The 20071-nt window shown below is 74.5% G+C and carries 18 protein-coding genes, 1 tRNA gene and 1 pseudogene; 9 read left to right on the forward strand and 11 right to left on the reverse strand.

All coding sequences use genetic code 11. The features are described 5' to 3' along the window. Positions 1-190: 190 nt before the first annotated feature. The 3 genes from AXF14_RS05465 to AXF14_RS05475 form a co-directional block, all read right to left on the reverse strand. A tRNA-Pro gene (locus AXF14_RS05465) sits at positions 191-264 on the reverse strand. A gap of 136 nt (positions 265-400) precedes the next feature. Then, positions 401-1396: a metallophosphoesterase gene (locus AXF14_RS05470; RefSeq protein WP_067941499.1), complete on the reverse strand. Its 996-nt coding sequence runs from the start codon at positions 1394-1396 to the stop codon at positions 401-403. A gap of 76 nt (positions 1397-1472) precedes the next feature. Continuing rightward, positions 1473-3653, reverse strand: a complete 2181-nt coding sequence (locus tag AXF14_RS05475) for a transglycosylase domain-containing protein (protein ID WP_067941501.1) — start codon at positions 3651-3653, stop codon at positions 1473-1475. 364 nt (positions 3654-4017) lie between these two features. Here AXF14_RS05475 and AXF14_RS05480 point away from each other — a divergent pair, with 364 nt between their 5' ends. Both AXF14_RS05480 and AXF14_RS13210 read left to right on the forward strand, forming a co-directional pair. Next, entirely contained in the window at positions 4018-4344 is a 327-nt protein-coding gene (locus AXF14_RS05480) for a WhiB family transcriptional regulator (protein WP_067941505.1), read from the forward strand. A 239-nt stretch (positions 4345-4583) separates the two neighbouring features. Then, positions 4584-4745, forward strand: coding sequence for a DUF4177 domain-containing protein (locus AXF14_RS13210; protein WP_084355383.1), 162 nt, complete (start codon positions 4584-4586; stop codon positions 4743-4745). 92 nt (positions 4746-4837) lie between these two features. Here the strand turns inward: AXF14_RS13210 and AXF14_RS05485 are convergent, their stop codons facing one another. Further along, the gene (locus AXF14_RS05485) at positions 4838-5515 is read right to left on the reverse strand and encodes a Crp/Fnr family transcriptional regulator (RefSeq protein WP_067941508.1); all 678 of its coding nucleotides are present in this window, start codon (positions 5513-5515) and stop codon (positions 4838-4840) included. Between the two features lie 165 nt (positions 5516-5680). Between AXF14_RS05485 and nth the strand changes: the two genes are divergently transcribed. Next, positions 5681-6355: an endonuclease III gene (nth, locus tag AXF14_RS05490; RefSeq protein ID WP_067941510.1), complete on the forward strand. Its 675-nt coding sequence runs from the start codon at positions 5681-5683 to the stop codon at positions 6353-6355. Positions 6356-6520: 165 nt separating this feature from the next. Here nth and AXF14_RS05495 read toward each other — a convergent pair whose 3' ends face one another. The 6 genes and pseudogenes from AXF14_RS05495 to AXF14_RS05520 all read right to left on the reverse strand — a co-directional run. Next, positions 6521-7450, reverse strand: coding sequence for an alpha/beta fold hydrolase (locus AXF14_RS05495; RefSeq protein WP_067941512.1), 930 nt, complete (start codon positions 7448-7450; stop codon positions 6521-6523). Between the two features lie 36 nt (positions 7451-7486). Next, positions 7487-7810, reverse strand: a complete 324-nt coding sequence (locus tag AXF14_RS05500) for a branched-chain amino acid transporter permease (protein WP_067941514.1) — start codon at positions 7808-7810, stop codon at positions 7487-7489. 41 nt (positions 7811-7851) lie between these two features. Continuing rightward, entirely contained in the window at positions 7852-8520 is a 669-nt protein-coding gene (locus AXF14_RS05505) for an AzlC family ABC transporter permease (RefSeq protein WP_067944057.1), read from the reverse strand. Positions 8521-8786: 266 nt separating this feature from the next. After that, a complete protein-coding gene (locus AXF14_RS05510) occupies positions 8787-10241 on the reverse strand; it encodes a DMT family transporter (RefSeq protein ID WP_067941516.1) in 1455 nt (484 codons plus the stop codon). 65 nt (positions 10242-10306) lie between these two features. Further along, positions 10307-11326 (reverse strand): hypothetical protein, encoded by a 1020-nt coding sequence (locus AXF14_RS05515; RefSeq protein WP_150118430.1) that lies wholly within the window; start codon positions 11324-11326, stop codon positions 10307-10309. Positions 11327-11519: 193 nt separating this feature from the next. Continuing rightward, a pseudogene (locus AXF14_RS05520) lies at positions 11520-12482 on the reverse strand (IS481 family transposase); the annotation flags it as partial. 127 nt (positions 12483-12609) lie between these two features. Between AXF14_RS05520 and AXF14_RS05525 the strand changes: the two are divergent. Next, complete coding sequence (locus tag AXF14_RS05525) at positions 12610-13614, forward strand: Fic family protein (RefSeq protein WP_067941518.1); 1005 nt, start codon at positions 12610-12612, stop codon at positions 13612-13614. Positions 13615-13716: 102 nt separating this feature from the next. On the opposite strand, the gene AXF14_RS05530 is transcribed toward AXF14_RS05525, so the two are convergent. Continuing rightward, on the reverse strand, positions 13717-14610 hold the full coding sequence (locus AXF14_RS05530) for an HAD family hydrolase (RefSeq protein ID WP_084355384.1): 894 nt from the start codon (positions 14608-14610) through the stop codon (positions 13717-13719). Between the two features lie 332 nt (positions 14611-14942). Here AXF14_RS05530 and AXF14_RS05535 point away from each other — a divergent pair, with 332 nt between their 5' ends. The 5 genes from AXF14_RS05535 (at position 14943) to AXF14_RS05555 (ending at position 19885) form a co-directional block, all read left to right on the forward strand. Beyond that, positions 14943-15803: a cellulose synthase operon protein YhjQ/BcsQ gene (locus tag AXF14_RS05535; RefSeq protein WP_067941520.1), complete on the forward strand. Its 861-nt coding sequence runs from the start codon at positions 14943-14945 to the stop codon at positions 15801-15803. A 128-nt stretch (positions 15804-15931) separates the two neighbouring features. Beyond that, positions 15932-17119 carry a TadA family conjugal transfer-associated ATPase gene (locus AXF14_RS05540; RefSeq protein ID WP_067944068.1) on the forward strand — a complete coding sequence of 396 codons (1188 nt, stop codon included), beginning with the start codon at positions 15932-15934 and terminating at the stop codon, positions 17117-17119. Beyond that, positions 17116-18393 (forward strand): type II secretion system F family protein, encoded by a 1278-nt coding sequence (locus AXF14_RS05545; RefSeq protein WP_067941522.1) that lies wholly within the window; start codon positions 17116-17118, stop codon positions 18391-18393. The genes AXF14_RS05540 and AXF14_RS05545 overlap by 4 nt, the downstream gene beginning before the upstream one ends. A gap of 24 nt (positions 18394-18417) precedes the next feature. Next, positions 18418-19230 carry an HAD family hydrolase gene (locus tag AXF14_RS05550; protein ID WP_067941524.1) on the forward strand — a complete coding sequence of 271 codons (813 nt, stop codon included), beginning with the start codon at positions 18418-18420 and terminating at the stop codon, positions 19228-19230. A gap of 142 nt (positions 19231-19372) precedes the next feature. Beyond that, positions 19373-19885, forward strand: a complete 513-nt coding sequence (locus tag AXF14_RS05555; protein ID WP_067941526.1) for a PH domain-containing protein — start codon at positions 19373-19375, stop codon at positions 19883-19885. The last annotated feature ends 186 nt before the right edge of the window (positions 19886-20071 follow it).

A 20071-nucleotide genomic window follows, 5' to 3' on the forward strand; every position in this document is an offset into this window, starting at 1 on the left:
GCGCGGCGGGCCTCGTGGCTACGCGCCCCGGCTCTCTGCGCAGGCCGGTGGTGCCGGACCGTGTCGGGGCTCCCTGAGCAGGCCGGTGGTGCCGGACCGTGTCGGGGCTGCGGAGGGCGTGGAGAGGGACGGGCACGACGAAGGCCCGGCTCCTGAGAGCCGGGCCTTCGGGGCCCTGGTGGACCATCTGTCGGGGTGGCGGGATTTGAACCCACGACCTCTTCGTCCCGAACGAAGCGCGCTACCAAACTGCGCCACACCCCGTGTGCAGCGGAGACACTATATCCACCGCCGGGCCGGGGACGGAAATCGTCCCCCTGAGTGCTGGGTCACGCCGTCGGCCGCCCGGAGGCGTCGACGGAGGCCAGTGCCGGCCGACGGCGGCCCGGCCGACTCCCGCTCAGGCGCGCGGCAGGAGGGTGAGCAGCGTGGCCTCAGGGCGGCAGGCGACGCGGACCGGTGTGTACGGGCTCGTGCCCAGGCCCGCCGAGACGTGCAGGTACATGTGGTCCGCGGCGGCAGGCGTGCCGATCCGGCCTGGCCATTGCGACAGCCCGGAGGCGCGCGAGCGGTCGAGGTCGCAGTTGGTGACGAGCGCGCCGTAGATGGGCAGGCAGAGCTGGCCGCCGTGGGTGTGGCCCGCCAGCGCCAGGTCGACGTCGTCGGCGCTCATGGCGTCGAGGACGCGGCGGTAGGGGGCGTGGAGGAGGCCGAGGCGCAGCGGGCGCCCGTCCGCGTCGACGACCGGGGCCGCGCCGTCCGTCCCCGAGCCGGCCTGGTCCGAGGGGGCCGGGTACTCGTCGCGCTCGGCGTGCGGGTCGTCGACGCCGACGAGCTCGATGCTGCGCCCCCGCACGGTGATGCTGCCGCGGGCGTTCGTGAGATCCGCCCAGCCGCCGGCGGCCTGGATGTCGCGGACCTCCTCCCACGGCAGCGCCTCGATCTGCTCGTCCTGCTCCGGGTCGTTCGCGGTGCGTGGGTCCCGGCGCAGGTAGCGGGTCGGGGACTTGAGGACCGTCGTGCGGTAGTCGTGGTCGCCCATGACGAAGGCGCCCGGCAGGTCCGTGAAGGGCTCGAGGGCGCGGCGCAGCGGCTCGACGCCGTTGGCGAAGGAGAGGTTGTCGCCCGTGTCGACGACGACGTCGGGGTGCAGGTCCGCCAGGGCGCGCACCCAGTCGACGCGGGCGTGGTCGCGCTCGGTGAGGTGCAGGTCCGACAGGTGCAGGACGGTGATCGGGTCCTCGCCCGTGGCGAGCACGGGCACCTCGACGCGGCGGAGCACGGGCATGCGAGCCTCGACGAGGGCGTAGCCGAGGAGGCCGGCCCCGGCGGCCGCGGTGGTGCCGAGGACGCGGGCGGTGCCGCGGAGGACGGAGCTGCTGGTCTCGCTGGTCATGGGCTCATGATGCCAGCGAGCGGCCACCGGGTGCTCCCGGTCGCCGCTCGCTCGCGGTGCTCGCGCGTCGCGCGGCTCAGTTCTTGCCGTTGCCGTTCTGGGTGAGGCCGTCGCTGCCCTGAGCGGTCGCGCCGTCGGACGCGCCGTCGGAGCCCGTCGTCGAGGCGCCGAGGTCGACCTGGTTGAAGTCCTGCACCGGCTGATCGTTGAGGGCCGCGTCCATGTACGTCTTCCAGAGCGGCGCCGGAGCGTCCGAGCCGTACATGGTCGAGTAGTAGCGACCACCGATGTACTGCTTGTTCATCGCGTAGTACCCGTCGGAGTGGCCGAGCCACACGGCGGCGGCGAGCTGAGGCGTGTAGCCGACGAACCAGGCGTTGTCCATCTCGTCCGTCGTACCGGTCTTGCCGGCGGCGGGACGGTTGTCGAGGGTCGCCGCGGAGGCTGTTCCGCTTCTGCCGAGGACGTTGGTGAGCGTGAGGGACACCTTGTCCGCCGCCGCCGAGTCCATCACCGAGTGGCAGCTCGCGTCGGGGACCTTGAGGTCCTTGCCGTCGGAGTCCTTGATGGCGGAGATGGCGATGGGAGTGCAGTAGGTGCCGTGGGCGGCGAAGGTCGCGTAGGCGTTCGCCATGGCCAGCGGGGTGACCTCCTGGGCGCCGAGGATGATCGAGGGGCGCGGGTCGAGGTTGGAACCGTCGGCCTTGGTCACGCCCAGGTCCGCGGCGAGCTGTGAGACGTCGCAGACGTCGAGCTGGGTGAGCATGCGCGCGTAGCCGACGTTGATGGACAGGGCGGTGTTCTGGATGACGTTGTGCGTGCCGCCCTCGCCGGGGTTCGCGTTGCTGACAGTCCAGGAGTCCGCCATCTCAGGGGCACAGGGGATGGTCCACGACGACCTCGGAAAGGTCGTCTCGCTCGTGTTCATCGTGGTGTAGCCGGAGTGGCCGGTCTGGTACCAGTCCGCGAGCACGAAGGTCTTGAAGGCCGATCCGGGCTGGAAGCCGTTCGAGTCGAGGCCACCGTGCGCAGCGTCCGCCGCGTACGAGATCTGCGTGGCGCTCGCGTCGCTGGCGGAGGCGTCGCCATAGTTCGTGTTCTGGGACATCGCGAGCACCTTGCCGGTGCCTGGCTCTACGGAGACGAGAGCCGCCTTGACGTTCGACGGGTCGTTCGTCGGGACGTACTCCTGAACCGCGGCGTCCGCAGCGGCCTGCTTGGCGGTGTCCAGGGTGGTCGTGATCTCGAGGCCGCCGCGCAGGAGGACCTGCTCGCGCTCGGCCGCCGTCTTCCCGTAGAGGGACGAGCTCTCGATCTCCCCGACGACGTACTGGCAGAAGTAGGCTGCCGAGCCGGCCGTGCCGCAGCCGCCGACGGCGTCCTTGACGTGCAGCATGTCCGCGATCTGGGTGTTGAGGCCCTCGTCGTACTGCTGCTTGGTGATGAACTGCTCCTCGTACATCTTCTGCAGGACCCAGTCCATGCGGGACTTCGCCTTGTCCGGGTTGGAGACCGGGTCGTAGGCGCCGGGGGCGTTCGTCAGGCCCGAGAGCAGGGCCGCCTCGGGGATGCTGAGGTCCTTGGCGGACTTGGAGAAGTAGTGCTGGGCACTGGCCTCGACGCCGTAGGTCGAGGGGCCGAAGGCCGCGATGTTGAGGTAGCCCTCGAGGATCTGCTGCTTGGAGTACTTCTGCTCGAGGGTGAGCGCGTACTTGATCTCGCGCAGCTTGCGGGCGACCGTCGGCTCCTTCGCGGCGACGATGGCGGACTGGTCGTCCTGCTGGAGGGCGGCCTCGACGAGGACGTTGCGGACGTACTGCTGCGTGAGGGTCGAGGCGCCCTGCGTCTCGCCGGAGTTCGCGTTGGCGACGAGCGCGCGGACGATGCCGGCCGGGTCGACGCCCTTGTGCTCGTAGAAGCGGCGGTCCTCGACGGCGACGATCGCGTTCTGGATGTTCGGCGACATGTCCGCCAGCCTCACGACGATGCGGTTCTCCGCGTAGAACTGCGCGAGCTCCGTGCCGTCGGCGGCCTTGATGACGGAGACCTGGCTCGGCTCGAGGACGTTGAAGTCGCTCGGCAGCTCGTCGAAGAGCTTCTGGGAGGCGTTGGTGACCGCGGCGGCGCCGCCGACGAGCGGTGCGGCGAAGCCCGCGGTGAGGATGCCGCCCACCCCTGAGAGCAGGAGGAAGACGAGCAGCATCGCGATGACCTGCGCCGGGGAGAGCGACCGGTCTCGGGAGGAGGCGTTCGACATGGGGTCAGGGTACGTGCCGCTCGCTCCGGAGCGCTGTGGGGCACGGCATGGCGGACCTGGAAATCGGCTAGGAGCCGCGCCTCCCGGGACTGTGAGTCCGTGGCGACGCGCCGACGGCGGTCGCCGCCGCGGCGCTCGGGGCGGGCGGCCCGGATGCCGGGCGGGCGGACGGCCTGCGCACCTCGGTTCGCCGTCGGTGGGACCAATGGGGTGGAGCCGCTGTTCACTACACCACGACGCGGTCGCGACACGCCCAATTGGGACCGTGCCCCGGTGTGGATTTGGTCAAACGGCGAGTTTGGGCATACCTTCGGGGTGTGACGCGGGTGACAACGTCGTCGCCCGATGCGATATGGGAGAAGTAATGACGACGATCGATCAGTCCTGGGCCGTCCGAGCGGCCTGCGCGAACGTCGAGCCCGACCAGCTCTTCGGCAAGGGCGCCGAGCAGCGCGACGCCCGCTCGCTCTGCTTCTCCTGCCCTGTGCGCATGGAGTGCCTCGCCGAGGCCCTCGACTCCGAGTCCTCCTTCGGCGTGTGGGGCGGCCTCACCGAGCGCGAGCGCCGCGCCCTGCTGCGTCGCTTCCCCGAGGTCGAGGACTGGGGCGCCTGGCTCCAGCGCGAGGACGACGACCTCGTCGCCGAGATCCACGCCCGCCGGGCCCCGCGCATCCTCGCCCACGTGCGCTGAGGACGGACCCGCCGCGGGCTGCACCGCCCGGGGCGTCCGCTGTGAGGTCGCGCTACCCCGGCTCCGCCGTCCCCTGTGAGGTCGCGCTACCCCGGCTCCGCCATCCGCTGCGCGCCGTCGCACTCGTGGTGCGGGCTCGCACCCTCTGCGCGCCCACGCCGCAAGGCTCGGCCGTGCAACGGGTGCCAAGGTGCGCAAGGGATGCGAACGTGACGTGAGCGTGCAGGTAGCCTCGACGCATGACTACTTGGGAATACGCCACGCTGCCCCTGCTCACCCACGCGACGAAGCAGATCCTCGACCAGTGGGGCGCTGACGGCTGGGAGCTCGTCCAGGTCGTCCCCGGCCCGACCGGGTCCGACAACCTCGTGGCCTACATGAAGCGCCCGAAGAACGACTGACCCCGCCCGTCGACCACGGGCCGGCGGACGCGACGGAGGGCCTGACCACCTCACGGTGGCCAGGCCCTCCTGCTCGTTGTGGGGTGGGCGCCTCAGCGGGCGCGGCGGCGCAGGCGGTCGACGTCGAGGAGCGTGACGGCGCGGCCCTCGAGGCGGATCCAGCCGCGGGAGACGAACTCCGCGAGCGACTTGTTGACGGTCTCACGGGAGGCGCCGACCAGCTGGGCGAGCTCCTCCTGGGTGAGGTCGTGCGGGACGTGGACGCCGTCCTCCGTGGTGGAGCCGAAGCGGTCCGCGAGGTCCAGCAGGGCCTTGGCCACACGGCCGGGGACGTCTGAGAAGACGAGGTCGGCGAGGGCCGTGTTCGTGCGGCGCAGACGCTGGGCGAGGGCACGCAGCATGTCCTTGGCGAGGGCCGGGTGCGTCTCGATGAAGCTCATGAGCTGGTTGTGCTCGAGCGTGAGCATCTCGGTCGGCGCGACGGCGGTCGCGGTCGTGGAGCGCGGGCCCGGGTCGAAGAGGGTCAGCTCGCCGACGATCTCGCCCGGGCCCAGGACGGCGAGGAGGTTCTCGCGCCCGTCCGGAGAGGCGTGGCCGAGCTTCACCTTGCCGGAGAGGAGGATGTAGAGGCGGTCGCCCGCGTCCCCCTCGTTGAAGAGGGTCTCGCCGCGACGCAGGGTCGTCTGCGTCATCATGGAGCGGAGCTCCTCCAGCTCCTCCGGGCTCATCCCCTCGAAGAGCGGGATCCTGGAGATGATGCTGTCTTCCACGAAGTCTCCTCCTGGTGGTCGTCGTCGGGGTCTCTCCGGTGCCCGGAGACGGCCCGCAGGTCTATCCTGCCACGGTCTGTGACCTGTGGCACGCCGTCGAGCATTGTAGTCTCGGAGTGCGCCAGGTCAAACGGCTGCGCGCTCGATCACGCTCTCGGAGGACCCGTGCCACGACGCCGCCAGGACCCGGCCGCGGCCCCGGACCCCGCGCTCGTCGCCCGGGCCGCCGCCGTCGACGACGAGCTCCGCGTCCTCTACCCCGACGCCCGCTGCGGCCTCGACCACGACGGCCCCTTCCAGCTCCTCGTCGCCACGGTCCTGTCCGCCCAGACCACCGACGCCCGCGTCAACACCACCACCCCGGGCCTCTTCGAGCGCTACCCCGACGCCGCCGCGCTGGCCGGCGCCGACCGCGCCGAGCTCGAGACCGCGCTCAAACCGCTGGGCATGCAGCGCACCCGCGCCGAACGGCTCCTCGGCCTCGGCGAGGAGCTGAGCACGCGGTTCGACGGCGTCGTCCCGAGCACCCGAGAGGAGCTCGTCAGCCTGCCCGGCGTCGGCCGCAAGACCGCCAACGTCGTCCTCGGCAACGCCTTCGACGTCCCCGCCATCACGGTGGACACCCACGTCGGTCGGCTGTCGCGGCGGCTCGGCTGGACCACTCAGAAGGACCCTCTCAAGGCCGAGCGCGACATCGCGGCGCTCTGGGACCCCGAGCGCTGGACTGACGGCTGCCACAGGCTCATCGAGCACGGCCGCGCCGTCTGCCACGCGCGCTCGCCGCGATGCGAGGAGTGCCCGCTGCTCGACGCCGGCCTGTGCCCGCAGGTCGGGGTCTAGGAGCGAGGGCGCCGGGCCAGACGTGCGTCGCCGTACTCAGCCGTCCTCACCGCGCCGAGCTCGTACCTTTCGCCCTGAGACCCACGGCAGGGCTGATGGTCTCGGAACGAGAGGTACGAGCTCGGCGTACTGCGACGGTCGGTCCGGAGGGGTGGGCGTCCCTGCTCAGGCGTTCTCGGCGAGGAAGGGCAGGAGCGCGTCGGCGAAGGCCTCCGACGCCTCCAGCTGCGGGAAGTGCCCCACGCCCTGCACCGTCACCTGAGCCAGCGGCCCGGCCACGTGGTGCGTGTCGCGGGCGTAGGCCTGCGCCGGCTGCACCGGGTCGAGCTCGCCCTGGATCGCCATGACGGGCACCTCCACGCGCCGGTCGAGGGCTGCGATCTCCGTGCGCGAGAGCATCGAGCGGCGCATCGTCTCCAGCGCCGAGTGCGCGGCGCCCGGGCGGTCCATGAGGGAGGCGTAGTAGCCGGCGGGCTCCGCCGCGAGGTCCTTGGTGCGCGGCCCGGCCCAGGAGCGCAGGATGCGGTCGACGCTCGCGCTCGAGCGCAGGCGCCGCTCGGCGACGACCGGCGTCTTGAAGCCCAGGTACTGGAAGGCAGCGCCGGACAGGGCCCGCCCGCGCAGCGAGCGCACGGCGAGCGGGTGCGGGGCCCCCACGGGCACGATCCCGTTGAGCATCCCCGCGTGCGTCCCGGCCATCGTCCAGGCGACCTGACCACCGATGCCACCGCCGACGACGAGCGCGCGCTCGTGGCCCAGTGCGCGGACGACGGCGGCGACGTCGTCGGCCAGGGTGACGAGGTCGTAGCCGGTCGGCGGGCGGTCGGAGCCGCCGAAGCCGCGCAGGTCGACGGCGGCGGTGCGGTAGCCGGCGTCGCCGAGGACGGGCAGGACCTCGTGCCAGGACCACCAGCACTCGGGGAAGCCGTGGAGGAGGACGACGAGCGGCGGGGTGCGGTCGGGCGCGCCCCCGTCGGCGGCGACCTCCTGGCTCAGCGGCGACTCGGGGCCCGCGAGGGCGACGTGGAAGCGCGTGCCACCGGCGGTGACGTCGCGGTGGGTCCAGGGGCCGGGGCGGTTGACGATGACGGGCACGGGCTCACCCTAGCGACGCTCGGCGGCGGGTCCCTCCTACGCCAGCAGGAGGCTCGCGACGACGTACACGGCCGTCCCGCCCACGAGGGACAGTCCGATCGAGCGGCGCCACAGGTGCAGGCCCGCCGTCGAGGCGATCCCGGCGAGGGCCGGCACCCACGTGGCCGGGGCGGTGGTGACGTCGTCGAGGGTGTAGGCGACGAGCACGATCATGACGCCCAGCGGCATCGTGCGCGCCAGGAAAGCGATGAGGGGACTGCGCTCGCGGCCGCGCATGAGTGCGAAGGGCGCGATCCTGCAGGCGAAGGTGATGACCGCGACGACGACCACTGCGATCGCGATCTGGCTGTTCGTGAGCATCAGACGGCCGCCCCCTCGTGGGAGGAGCCATTGGAACGGCGCTACGTGTACAGGCCGATGAGCCCGAGGGCGAGGACGCCCAGCGCGCTCAGCAGCGCGGCGGAGCCGCCCACGGCCAGCCCGACGACGCCGGCGACGAGGCCGATGGCGAGCGCCGCGACGTCGGGGTGGGAGCGCCAGTTCTCGATGGCGAGGACGACGAAGAGCGCGGTGAGGACGAAGCCGAGGAGGCTGGTCCGGGCCCCGACGAGACTCGCCAGGCCCGTCCCGGCGAGGGCGCCCGCCGTCGTCCCGAGCGTCCAGGAGGACTGGGAGACCGCCTCGACGGTGAGCAGGTAGGTGCTCGACATCCGCGTGCGGTCCTTGGAGGCCAGGAGGGCGTAGACCTCGTCCGTGATCGCGTGGACCGCGTAGAGGCGCGTCAGGGCGTTCCCGCGGATGCGGTCCAGGGGGAAGCCGAGTCCGTAGAAGATGTGGCGGCCCGAGACGAAGGCGGCCGAGGCGGCGATCGCGGCCAGCGGCTCCCCGGCTCCGGCGAGCGGGACGAGCAGCATCTGCATCGTGCCGGAGTAGATGACGAGGCTCCACACCGGCGCCCACCACCAGGACAGGCCCTCGGCGACGAGGAGCATGCCGGCGGCGAGGCCGAGGGTGATGTAACCGATCATGATCGGCGTCGCGTCGCGAAGACCGTCGCGTGCGGAGGACATCGTCGCGGGCTGGGGTGCCGGGGCGCCCGGGACGGCCGGGTCCGGACGGGGGCCCGGAGCGCCGTCGGGGAGGTCGGCGCCGTCCAGGGGCGCGGGGGAGTCGGGGGTGGGCACGGCGAACAGGGTAGGGGCGGCCCGAGGACCGGGCCGACGGCGGTTGCGTCCTGAGACCGGCCGGGCACGACGGCGCCCGCCGTCCCCGGCGGGAGAGGGCGGGCGCTGTGCGGTGCGTGCGCTCGGCGGTGCCTGGTCGCGCGGTGCGGGTCTCAGGCGCGGCGCACGCGGTCGACGACCTCCTGCTCCCGGCGTCCAGCGCGGCGCGAGGAGTGGGAGATGACGCCGACGACGATGAGCGCGAGGCCGATGACGGCGAAGCGCCCGGTGGCGGCGTCGGTCCAGAAGTAGGTCGCGAGGGCCGAGCCGAGGCTCGAGTGGTCGGACAGGTCCGACAGGAAGGGCGTCACGGTCTGGTTCGCCCAGTCCGGGACCGCCAGGCCGAGGACGCCCACGGCGAGCGTGAGGACGCCCATGACGAAGGAGCCGACGGAGGATCGGCGGGCCGTCCACAGCGCGATGGCGAGGACGAGCGCCCCGATGCCGAGCTCGACGAGCCCGCGGGTGTCACGGCCGAAGAAGTAGGCCTTGACGGACTCGCTGAGGATCCCCTGCCCGTGGTGGATGAGGAACCAGGCGGCCGGCAGCAGCACGATCGACAGGAGGATCCCGGCCCAGTGCGCGCCGGCGCGCGAGGCCGGCTTCCCGACGACGCTCGAGCCGTCCAGGATGACGTCGTCCTCGGTGCGCGGGCGCTCCGAGCGGGCGGGCTTGGACGTGGAGCCGGTGGCGGCGGCCCCGGTTGCCGCGGCGGTCCCGACGGCGACGGCGCCCGCCGCGCCGGAGCCCGGCTCGATGGTCGTCGTCGGCGCGGGGTCCTCGCTCTGGCGCTGGGCGGGGAAGCTCGAGGTCGGCTCGACGTCCTCCGTGGCGGCGACGGGGAGCGCGGAGGTGGGGGCGCCGTCGTCGACGCCCTCGGCGGGCAGGGCGGTCGTGGCGGCGGCGTCCTCGGTTTCGTCCTGGGTGGAGAACAGGGAGCGGCGGCGCAGGGCCGTCGGGGTGAGCGCGGCCGTGGCGACGTCGTCGCCCTCGGTGCCGTCCTGCTCGAGGACGTCGGGCTCCCCCTCGCGGGGGCTGGCCGTGGGCTGGACCGGGCCGACCTGCTCGAGCGGGCCGTTGCTGTAGTCCCAGGAGCGCTCGGACTCGCTGGGCTCGCGGAGGGACTCGACGTCCAGGTCCTCGTCGGCGGCGAGGTCCTCGACGACGTCCTCCTCGATGATCGGGTCGGCGGCGGGCTCGGCGACCTCGTCGGAGGCGGCGTCCTCCGCCTCGACGCGGTGGCTCAGGCCAGCGAGCTCGGCGAGCTGCTCGTCGGTGTAGCGGCTCGAGCCGGTGCTGCGGGGCGCGGAGGCCGCGATGGCCTCGTAGGGGTCCTCGTCGCCGCCGGCCGGGGCCTCGTCGGCCTCGCCGGTGAGGGCGGAGCCGTCGGAGGCGCCGGTGACGACCTCCGGGTCCTGCTCGACGGCCGCGACGGGGTCGTCGTGCACGGACACGACCTCGCCGTCGTCGGCGACGACGGGGGTCGGCTCGGGCATCTCGAGGGAATCGCCCTGGGCGGGCTCAGGGAACCGGGCGTCGTCCGGCCGTGGGGTGTTCTCAGTGGTCACGGGGCCTCCTTCTCCACCTCAACCGTAGTGGGAGGGCGCCCCGCCCGCGCGGAGGCGTGCCGCGCTCAGACCACGGGCGTCTCGTGGAGGAGCCGCTGCTCGGAGGTGCGGCCCTGGCGGCGGGCCAGGTGGGCGCCCCACCCGAGGGCGGACAGGAGCAGACCGGTCGCCACGAGGCTGATGCCAGCCGGGTCCTGCGGGAGGAGGTCCGCGAGGAGGCCCGCCAGCGGCATCCCCGGGATCGCGCCGTGGAGGAAGGCGGGCAGGCCCGCGACGACGAGGACCGGCCCGACGGTGCGCACGCCCAGGGTGGAGCGGCCCGAGGAGGCAGCCGCGAGGAGCAGGAGGACCCAGGCGACGACGGCCGGGGTCGCGCCGGCGGCCGTGGATCCGTCGGGGCTGACCAGCTCGGCGTAGCCGTCCTGGAGGAGCACGAGGGCGAGGACGACGAGTACCGCGACGATGACGAGGCTGGCGACGTGGTCGTGGCGGCGCGAGGGCGGCGGCGTCGGGGTGGAGCCCAGCTCGCGGTCGGACTCGCCCAGCCGGGCGGCGGTGCGGGCCTCCGTCCGGCCCGCCCGGCGCGCCATGCGCATCCCCCAGGAGCCGCCCGTGAGCAGGGCCGAGGCGATGAGGACGAGGCCGGTGGGGATGAGGAGGCGCGCCCACTCGAAGGGGGCGCCGTGCCCTCCGTGGGCGGCCAGCAGGATGACGCCCTGCGCGAGGAGGGCGATGAGGCCCGCCACGAGGCTGCCGAGCGAGGAGCGGCGGGCGAAGAGGGCCTGGGCCGCGACGGCGACCACGACGACAACGACCGCGTGGGAGACCGCCAGCGGCAGCCGCCCGGCCACGCTCATGCGCGAGGCGACGCCGGACAGGACGAGGAGGGCCGGGGCGAGGACGACGCCGACACCCGCGACGGTGAGGTGGTCCCGACGGCGGCCGCGCGGGGCGACGGGGACGCCGCCTCCCGGGGTGCTCGGGCCGGTCTGACGGCGGCGCAGGGAGTGCGTCGGGCGGCTCTGCCGCCCCCGGCCGGAGGTCTCGCTCGGGTCGGTCGCGCTGGCGGGGGAGTGCTCACTCACGGCGGGAAGCCTAGTGGCTGCGCGGGTCGGGCGTGGCCGGGCCGCGGGGTGGGCGGTACGCGCCCGGATCCCGCCCTGACCTGGGGTGACCCGCCCTTGGGCCGGGGAGAGCCGCGCGGGCGCCGTAGGGACGACGCCGGACGTGGTCGGAACGGAGTCGGGCCACCGCTGCGCGGGCCGGGCCGGTGTTCTGTCCACGGAGGTTAGGTGCGAGGTCGGCGGGTGAGTGTCCTTTGAGGGCGGTGTGTGGGCGGTGGTGATTGTAGGTGTGGAGCCACTGGGGGAAGGCGGCGGCTCGTTCGTCCTCGCTGGCGTAGGGGCGCGCGTAGGCCCACTCCTGGACCAGGGTGCGGTTGAAGCGCTCGACCTTGCCGTTGGTCTGGGGCCGGTAGGGGCGTGTGCGTGAGTGCTTGATGTCTCCCAGCGCGTCGTTGAAGACCGCTGAGCGGTAGCAGTTGCCGTTGTCGGTCAGCACCCGCTTGACGGTGATCCCGGCCGACTGGAAGTAGTCGTTGGCGCGCGCCCAGAACGCGGCCGCGGTCTCCTTGCGCTCGTCCTCGAGCAGCTCGCAGTAGGCCAGGCGGGTGTGGTCGTCGACGGCGTTGTGGATGAACCAGTAGCCGTGCTTGAGGCCCTTCCTGTTGCGCACGCCCTGGGCGCGGCCGGTGAAGCGGTGTCCTCCGCCGGGTGGGATGCGTCCGAGCTTCTTGACGTCGACGTGGACCAGGTCCCCGGGCAAGGGGTGCTCGTAGCGTCTGGGCCGGCTGCGGTGGGCTCTCAGGGGCGCCCCGGTGGTGGGGTCGGTGTAGGACAGGGGCACGCAGTGGTAGCGGGACAGGATCTTGTGGACCGTTGAGGGGTGCATGCCCAGGTGGTAGGCGATGCGTGCTGGCCCCCACCGGCGGGTGACTCTCAGGGCGATGACGCGTCGCTCGGTCCTCCTGGGGGTCTGGGTCGGGCTGTGGTGGGGGCGGCTGGAGCGGTCGGTCATGGCGGTGGTGCCGCCGGTGCGGTAGCGGGTGGCCCAGCGTCGGGCGGTGGTGGGTGAGCAGCCCATGCGTTCGGCGGCCCTGGCCGGGGGCCATCCCTTCTCGACGATGAGTCGGGCCAGGCGCAGCCGACCCGTTGGGGTCAAAGAAGCGTTAGCGTGGGTCATGAAGGCCTTCATTGGTTGGGGAGTGGATGCTTGGTCGCTTCACACCTCACCCGGAGGCCTTCCCCCTTGTCCAGCCCCAGCACCTAACCTCCGTGGACAGAACACCTAGGGTGGGGTCGTGACGAGGATGGCAGTGAGCATCGGATCCGGCCCAGGCGCGCCCCTACCCGTCGGCGGGCCCAGCCGGTCCGTGCGGCCCGCTGGGGCCCGGGGCCGGCGAGGAGCCGCTGCTGAGAACGGGACCGGTGCCGGGACCACCGACCCCGCCGTCGCCGCCCTGCGGGTCATCGCCGCCGACCAGCGGGTCGTCGACGCCGAGGAGGCGCTGCGCGAGGCCTCCACAGAGCTGCGCTGGAACGAGGCCCTGCGCCGCCGCTGGCGCGAGGCCCGTGCCGAGGCCGCCGTCCGCGGCGCCATCGCCTCCGGCGGCGTGGAGGGCGCCGTCCTGCCCGCGGCAGTCCTGCGCGACGCTGTCGCCTCCCGCTCCCTCACCGAGGCCAGCACCGGCGACCCCTCCCTCGACGCCGTCGCCGGCCTCTGGCGCGCGGGCACGCGCCTCAGCACCTGGATGCCGGACCTGCGCGGTGAGGGCCGTCCCGCCCAGCCGAGCCCGCGCGCGCTCCTCACCGCGCTGCACCGCGACGTCGCCGGCCCCCTCGCCGTCACCGGCACGATCCCTCTCGACGACGTCGCCGCGCCCCGCCGCGGTGACCGGGCGCCCCTTGAGGGCGGGCCGGGGGAGGCGCCGACCGGCGACGCCCTCGACGCCCGCCTCGACGGCCTCCTTCGCCTCATCGACGTCCCCGGCGCGCCGTCGCTCGTGCGCGCCGCCGTCGTCCACGCCGAGATGGTCTGCGCCCGTCCCTTCACCGCCGGGAACGCCGCCGTCGGCCGTCTCCTCGTGCGTCACCTCATCACCCGTGACGGGCTCGAGCCCACTGGCGTCGCCGTCGTCGACCAGTACGCCGGGCGGGTCCCGGTGGCCTACGCGGACGCGCTCGCGGCCTACGCGACCGGCACCCTCGACGGCGTCGTCGCCTGGGTCGTGTGGCAGGCCGAGGCCGTGCTGGTCGGCATCCAGGAGGCGCAGGCGATCTGCCGCTCCGTCCAGGCGGGGACGACGCGGGCCTGAGACGCCGCGCCTCGGGCTCCGGGCGGTCTGGGACCCTTGAGGACGGGAGAGGCGGCCCGCACGGGACCGGCCGGCCCCCGCACGGGCGCTGTCGGGGACTGGTCAGCGCCGGAGGCCGGCCGCTGCGATGGCCGCGAGCGCACCGACTCCCGCGAGCAGCCCCGTGTTGACGATGAGCTCCCATCGCAGGGGGAGCACCGTCGAGGGGATGGCGCGCACGGGTGCCAGGTTCGGGCGGGGGATCGTCGGCTGCAGAGGGTTGCGCAGGTTGACCGGTCGCTCGAGGTCGCGCACCGGCCAGTCCAGCTCCGCGGCCAGGCGGCGCAGTTCCCGGTCCGGGTTGACGGCCACCGGGTGCCCGACCGCCTCGAGCATGGGGCGGTCCGAGATGGAGTCCGAGTAGGCCCAGGAGCGCGCGAGGTCGATCCCGTGCTCGGCGGCGTCGGCCTCGAGGGCCTCGACCTTGGCACCGTGGAGGAGGGAGCGCTCGATGCGCCCCGTGAAGCGCCCCTCGTCGTCGGTCTCCAGACGGGTGGCGACGGCGCGGTCGGCACCGACGAGGGCGGCGATGGGCTCGACCACCTCGATGACGGAGGCCGAGACGATGACGACGTCGTGACCGGCGCGGTGGTGCCCCTCGATGAGGTCGAGGGCCTCGGCGTAGACGGCCGGCTCGATGGCGGTGGCCATGGTGTCGGCGACGACCTCCTGGAGGCGGGAGCGCTCGACGCCGGCGTTGAGGGCGGCGAGCTGGTCCATGAGGCGGCTCGTGTGGTCCTCGTCGGCGCCGAGGAGGAGGTAGGGGAGCTGGGCGACGACGCCCCGGGCGAGGGCGGTCGTGGAGATGAGGCCCGAGCGGTGCATCGGCGTGCCCAGGGCGAAGGTCGTCGAGGTGGCGAGGACCGTCTTGTCGAGGTCGAGGTAGGCGGCGGTGCGCCGGGCGGGGCTCGTGGGGGCGGTGGATGTCGTCGAGCCGGGCTCGGTGGTGTCGGTCATCGGTGGCCTCCCTCTCCTCGGGCTGCGGGCGCCCCTCCGGTGCGGCGTCCGTGACAGGGGGAATGGTATCGGCGGCGGCGCCCTCACGGCAGGGGGCCGGATGCTCCACCGGCCGGGCTGGGAGGAGGTGCACGAGCGGGTCGGACGGGGCGCACGCGCGCCTGGGGGAGAGCGACGCGGGCCGGGGCGGAGCCGGGCTGCGTGCGCGGTGCGGCTCCCCAGGGTGGGGTCGTGACGGGGCCGCCCACAGGTCCCGCCTGCACCGGAGCGCCGACGACCTCCCACCGGGCAGTCTCGACGGCGTCCCCGCCCGCCGGTCCCAGGAGGTCCTCGTGCTCACCACCATCCGCCCCAACGCCAGGCGCAGCGCCGCACCGCCGGCCGACGCCTCCCGCGAGCCCACGGGGCGACCGCCGTCGACGGACGCGCGGGGCTCCGCGCAGGTCGTCGCCCTCACCGGCGCCGTCGGAGGGCTGGGCGTGAGCGCCCTCCTCCTCCACCTCGCCCGCGCCAGCGCCGCCCTCGGACGCCGCGTCGCCGTCCTCGACCTCGATCCCGCCGGCTGCCTCGGCACGCTCCTGGGCGACGAGTCCCGGCCCGGCCTGCGCTGGGCGGACCTGCCCGTGGACGAGACCGCCTTCCGGGCGGACCTCCTCGTCGCCGCCCTGCCCACCTGGATCGGCATGCCCGTCCTCACCGGTGACGAGCGCGGTGGACCGGTGCGCCCGGAGCAGGCGGGCCCCGCGCTCGCGGCCCTCGCCGAGGACCACGACCTCGTCCTCGTCGACCTGCCCCGCGGGGCGACGCCTCCGACGGGCGCACGCGTCCTTCTCGTCACCGGAACGGACCTCCGCACCGCGGTCGCCGCACAGGCGATCTCCGCCAGGTTCGAGGAGGCTCAGGACCCCGCCGCGCCCGGTGGCACGGCGCCGCCCCTCAGCCTCGTCCTGCGCGACGGAGCCCAGGACCTCGACGAGGCCGACCTCGTCACCATGACCGGCGGCGACGTCCTCGCCCGACTGCCCACCGACCGCTCCGTCCCGCAGCACGTCGAGCGCGGCGACGATCCCACGCGCGGCCGCGGCGGGGTGCGGCGCTGCGCCCGCGTCCTCGCCGCCCTCCTCGCCGAGGAGCACGAGGACAGCGCCCGCCCTGGTGCCGGCCCGGACGCCCGGACGCGGAGCCGGCCGTGAGCGCCCGTGCCCTCCCGCTCCCGCGTGCGGGAGCCGACCGGACGGGGTGGGGCTCCGGCGCCGCCCGAGGCTCCACGGCCGACGGGGCGGGCAAGGCAGCGCGGACGCGCCCGTCGGCAGGATCGCCCCTGCCTGACGCGGCGGACGGCGAGCTCGAGCGCGTCCGCAGCGCCCTCGCCCGGGGCTCCGATCTCGCCGTCGCCCTCGCGGTCGGAGCCGGCGCGGCCACCGGCGCCACGGGCCTCGCCCGTCTCGAGGGAGCCGTGCGAGCCGACGTCGAGGGCGCCGGCCCCGTCCTCCAGCCCCTCCTCGAGACCGACGGCGTCACCGACGTCCTCGTCGGAGGGGGCGTCAGCTGGATCGACCGCGGCGCCGGCCTCGAACCGGTCGAGGACGCTGCCCTCACCGAGGCCGAGGCCCGCGCGCTCGCCGTACGCATGGCCGCCGCGTGCGGGCGACGGCTCGACGATGCCAGCCCCGTCGTCGACGCCACCCTCCCCGGCGGCACCCGCCTCAACGCGGTGCTCCCGCCGCTGTCCGCCGACGGCACCCTCATCTGCCTGCGCACCTCGCGGCGACGCGCCTTCACCCTCGCCGAGCTCAGCGCCGACGGCACCCTCGCACCCGGCCTCGAGCCCGTCCTCGCCGCGCTCGTCGCACGGAGGGCCTCCTGCCTCGTCACCGGCGCCACCGGCACCGGCAAGACGACGCTCCTGGCGGCCCTGCTCGGTCTCGTGCCCGCCACTGAGCGGATCGTCTGCATCGAGGAGGCCAGTGAGCTGCGCCCCGCCCACCCCCACGTCATCCATCTCCAGGAGCGCGGCGAGAACGTCCAGGGCGTCGGTGCCGTCCCCATGACCGCGCTCGTGCGCACCGCCCTGCGCATGCGTCCCGACCGGATCGTCCTCGGCGAGTGCCGTGGCCCCGAGGTCCGTGACGTCCTCACCGCCCTCAACACGGGGCACGAGGGCGGCTGGGCCACCCTTCACGCCAACTCCCCGGCAGACGTCCCCGCCCGCCTCACGGCCCTCGGCGCGCTCGCGGGCATGGACGAGCGCGCGGTCGCCGCCCAGGCGGCCAGCGCCCTCGACGCCGTCGTCCACCTCGTCCGCGTCCCCGGCCGACGCCGCACCCGCCGCGTCGTCGCCTCCGTCGGGGTCCTGCGGCGCGAACCCGGGCGCGACGGCGCGCTCCTGTGCGAGGACGCGCTGCTGAGGGCACCGGGCGGTCGACTCTCCGCGGGGCCGGCAGCGGGCCGACTCGCCGAGCGCCTCGGCGGCGGGGTGGTCGAGGCGGCGCTCGGAGGCGCTGCATGACGGGGGAGTGGGCCGGGACCGCGCTCCCCGTCGCGCTGCTCCTCGCGCTCGCGACGGCCGTCCTGCTCCTGCCGCCGCGTCGGGAGCGACCCGTGGCGGGTCGTCGTCCGCGGGGAGGCGGAGCCTCGGCGGAGGACGGCGCACGCCGCGGTACGGACGCGTCCGGGTCGGATTCGAGCCACGCGGTCCCGGAGCTCGCCGGTGAGCTCGACATCGGTCTCGTCCTCACCGAGGTCGCGACCCTCCTGCGCGCCGGCGCGACCCCGCAGCGCGCCTGGGAGAGGGCCCTCGGGCGGGCCGGCGTCCGCGCCGGCGTCGAGCCCGGGGACGACGGCGTCCCGCCGGTCCTCCGTGCCCTCGGCGAGGCGCCGGTGCCCTCCTGGCTGCCGTCCTTCTCGCGCTCGGAGGGCTCCACCGGCGCTCCGGGCCGTGGACGTGGGAGCCGGCGCGGCCTCCCGCTGCCCGATCCGGCAGCGGCCCGTCGCGCCCGCGCGGCACGGGCGGCGGCCCCGGGCGCCGTCGCCGCCTGCCGTCTCACCGCCGAGCTCGGCGCCCCGCTCGCGGGGATCCTCGAGACGGTCGCGGACGGCGTCGCCGAGGCCGGCCACGCCGACTCCTCGCGCCGCACCGCCCTGTCCGGTCCCCGTGCGACCGCTCGGCTGCTCGCCTGCCTGCCGCTCCTCGGGCTCCTGCTCGGCCAGGCGGTCGGTGCGCACCCCTCCGAGGTGCTCCTCGACGGAGGCTGGGGCAGCGCCCTGGGTCTCCTCGGGATCGGCCTCATGGCCCTCGGACAGCTCCTCACCGTGCGTCTCGTCCGCGCCGCGGAGGGGGAGGCCGACGTCGTCGACGAGGCCCTCGTCCTCGACCTCGCCGGCGCCGCCCTCGGTGCGGGAGCCTCCCTGCCAGGAGCGCTTCAGGCGCTCGGGGCCGCTCTCGACGAGGAGCCGCTCGCCGTCGTCGGCCGCGCCCTTCTCCTCGGCGCCTCCTGGGGCGCCGCCTGGCGGGCGCCCGAGGACGCCGGCTGGCGGGCGCGGCGGGCCCGGCTCGAGCAGAGCCTGCGCCCCGGCTGGGAGGACGGCGCCTCGCCGGGCCCGCTGCTCGCCGGGACAGCGCGGGCGCTTCGGGCCGGACGCGCCGCACGGGACGAGGAGGCGGCCGAACGCCTCGCCGTGCGCCTTGTCGTGCCTCTCGGCCTGTGCTTCCTACCCGCCTTCGTCGTCCTCGGGATCGTCCCCGTCATCGCCGGCGTCGGTCTGGACCTCCTCGCGGCCTGAGCCCCCGCCGGGCACAATGGCCCCGTGAGCAGCCCGGAACCGCGCAGCGACACCGGCCCCGACGCAGCGCCGGAGAGCGCTCCGCCCCCGGTCCTTCCCGTCGCCCCCGACGGCACCGTCCACCTCGGCGCCGATGTCCGAGGCATCCTCGTCGACATCGACGGGGTCCTCGCCGACCACCGCACGGCCGCCGACGCCGCGGTCTACTCCTGGGCGTCCACACTCCCCGGCTGGGCCCTCGGCCCCGCCGAGACCGCCGACCTCTGGGAGCGCCTCGACCGCAAGCACTTCCTGCGCTACCAGCACGGCGAGCACACCTTCAACGGCCAGCTGCTCGCCCGCGTGCGGGAGTTCGTCCCCGGCGCCGCCGACCTCGACGACGACGCGGCCCAGGCGCACATCGACGACTACTACGCCCACTACCGCGCCCGTCTCGTCCCGTACCCGGACGTCGCCGGCTTCATCGCAGGGCTCCGCGACGCCGTCGCCCGACGCGGCGCCGCGGGCGAGCGGCTCGCCGTCGCCTACGTGACCAACGGGGACGAGGAGTCCCAGCGGATCAAGCTCGACGCCGTCGGCGCCCTCGTCGAGGACTGGCCCCTCATCGCCTCCGCCGAGGTCGCGGCCTCCAAGCCGGATCCACGGATCTTCGCCCTCGCCTGCGAGAGCATCGGCACCACGCCCGACGTGACCGTCATGGTCGGCGACGACCCCTGGTCCGACGTCGACGGCGCCACCGGGGCCGGGTTGCGGTGCGTGCACCTGCGCCGCTCGCCGTCGGCGCCCTCCCGACCCGTCGCCACGATCGACACCCTCGCGCGCCTCGTCGTCGACTGAGCGACGCGGGCCCGTCGGTCCCTCCGCAGGTCGCCCGCGGCAGGCCTCGCCCCCCCGCACCGCCCTTGCGCGAGGCCCGGGCCTCCGGCCCGGGGCGGTCCCCGCCCGAGCCAGGCCGCGGCCGTCGTGGCACCATGGGCGCATGGCACTGCCCAAGAAGCTCCTCAGCCGGGACGAGGTCGTCGTCCGCCACATGCGCACGCACCCCAAGGTCCTCATCGGCCGCACCCTCCTCGAGGCGCTCCTCCTCGTGGCCGCCGTGGTCGGCACCGTCTACGCGCCCGAGTCCTGGAACCCGTGGGGCTACGTCGCCATCTGGGTCGTCTGGCTGCTGGTGACGATCCCGCTGCTCCTCGTCCCGTGGATGCGCTGGATGTCGATCACGTACACGGTCACGACGAAGCGCGTCATCACTCGCTCCGGCATCTTCAACAAGACCGGCCACGACCTGCCGCTGTCCCGCATCAGCGACGTCCAGCAGGACCGCTCGGCCGTCGACCGGCTCTTCGGCGCCGGCACCCTGCGCCTGCAGACCTCGGCCGACGACCCGCTCACCCTCACCGACGTCCCCCAGGTGGAGACCGTCCAGGTCGAGATCGCGAACCTCCTCTTCCACGACGTGCAGGGCGCCATCGACGCCGACCCCGACGACTGAGCGGCGCCGCCCGCGCACGCGGCCCCGTCTCCGCGCGGCCCGCGCTCCGCACGCCTGAGCGTCTGAACCACTTCCCATCGTCTGGACCGCCTGAGCCGCCGGTGGTCCAAACCGTTCCAGGTGGTCCAAACCCGGGGTGGGGGGGCAGAGGCGGGGATTCGCGGCCTGCCGGATGAAGGCGTCCGC

The sequence above is a fragment of the Actinomyces radicidentis genome (genome assembly GCF_001553565.1).
Taxonomy (GTDB): Bacteria; Actinomycetota; Actinomycetes; order Actinomycetales; family Actinomycetaceae; genus Actinomyces; species Actinomyces radicidentis.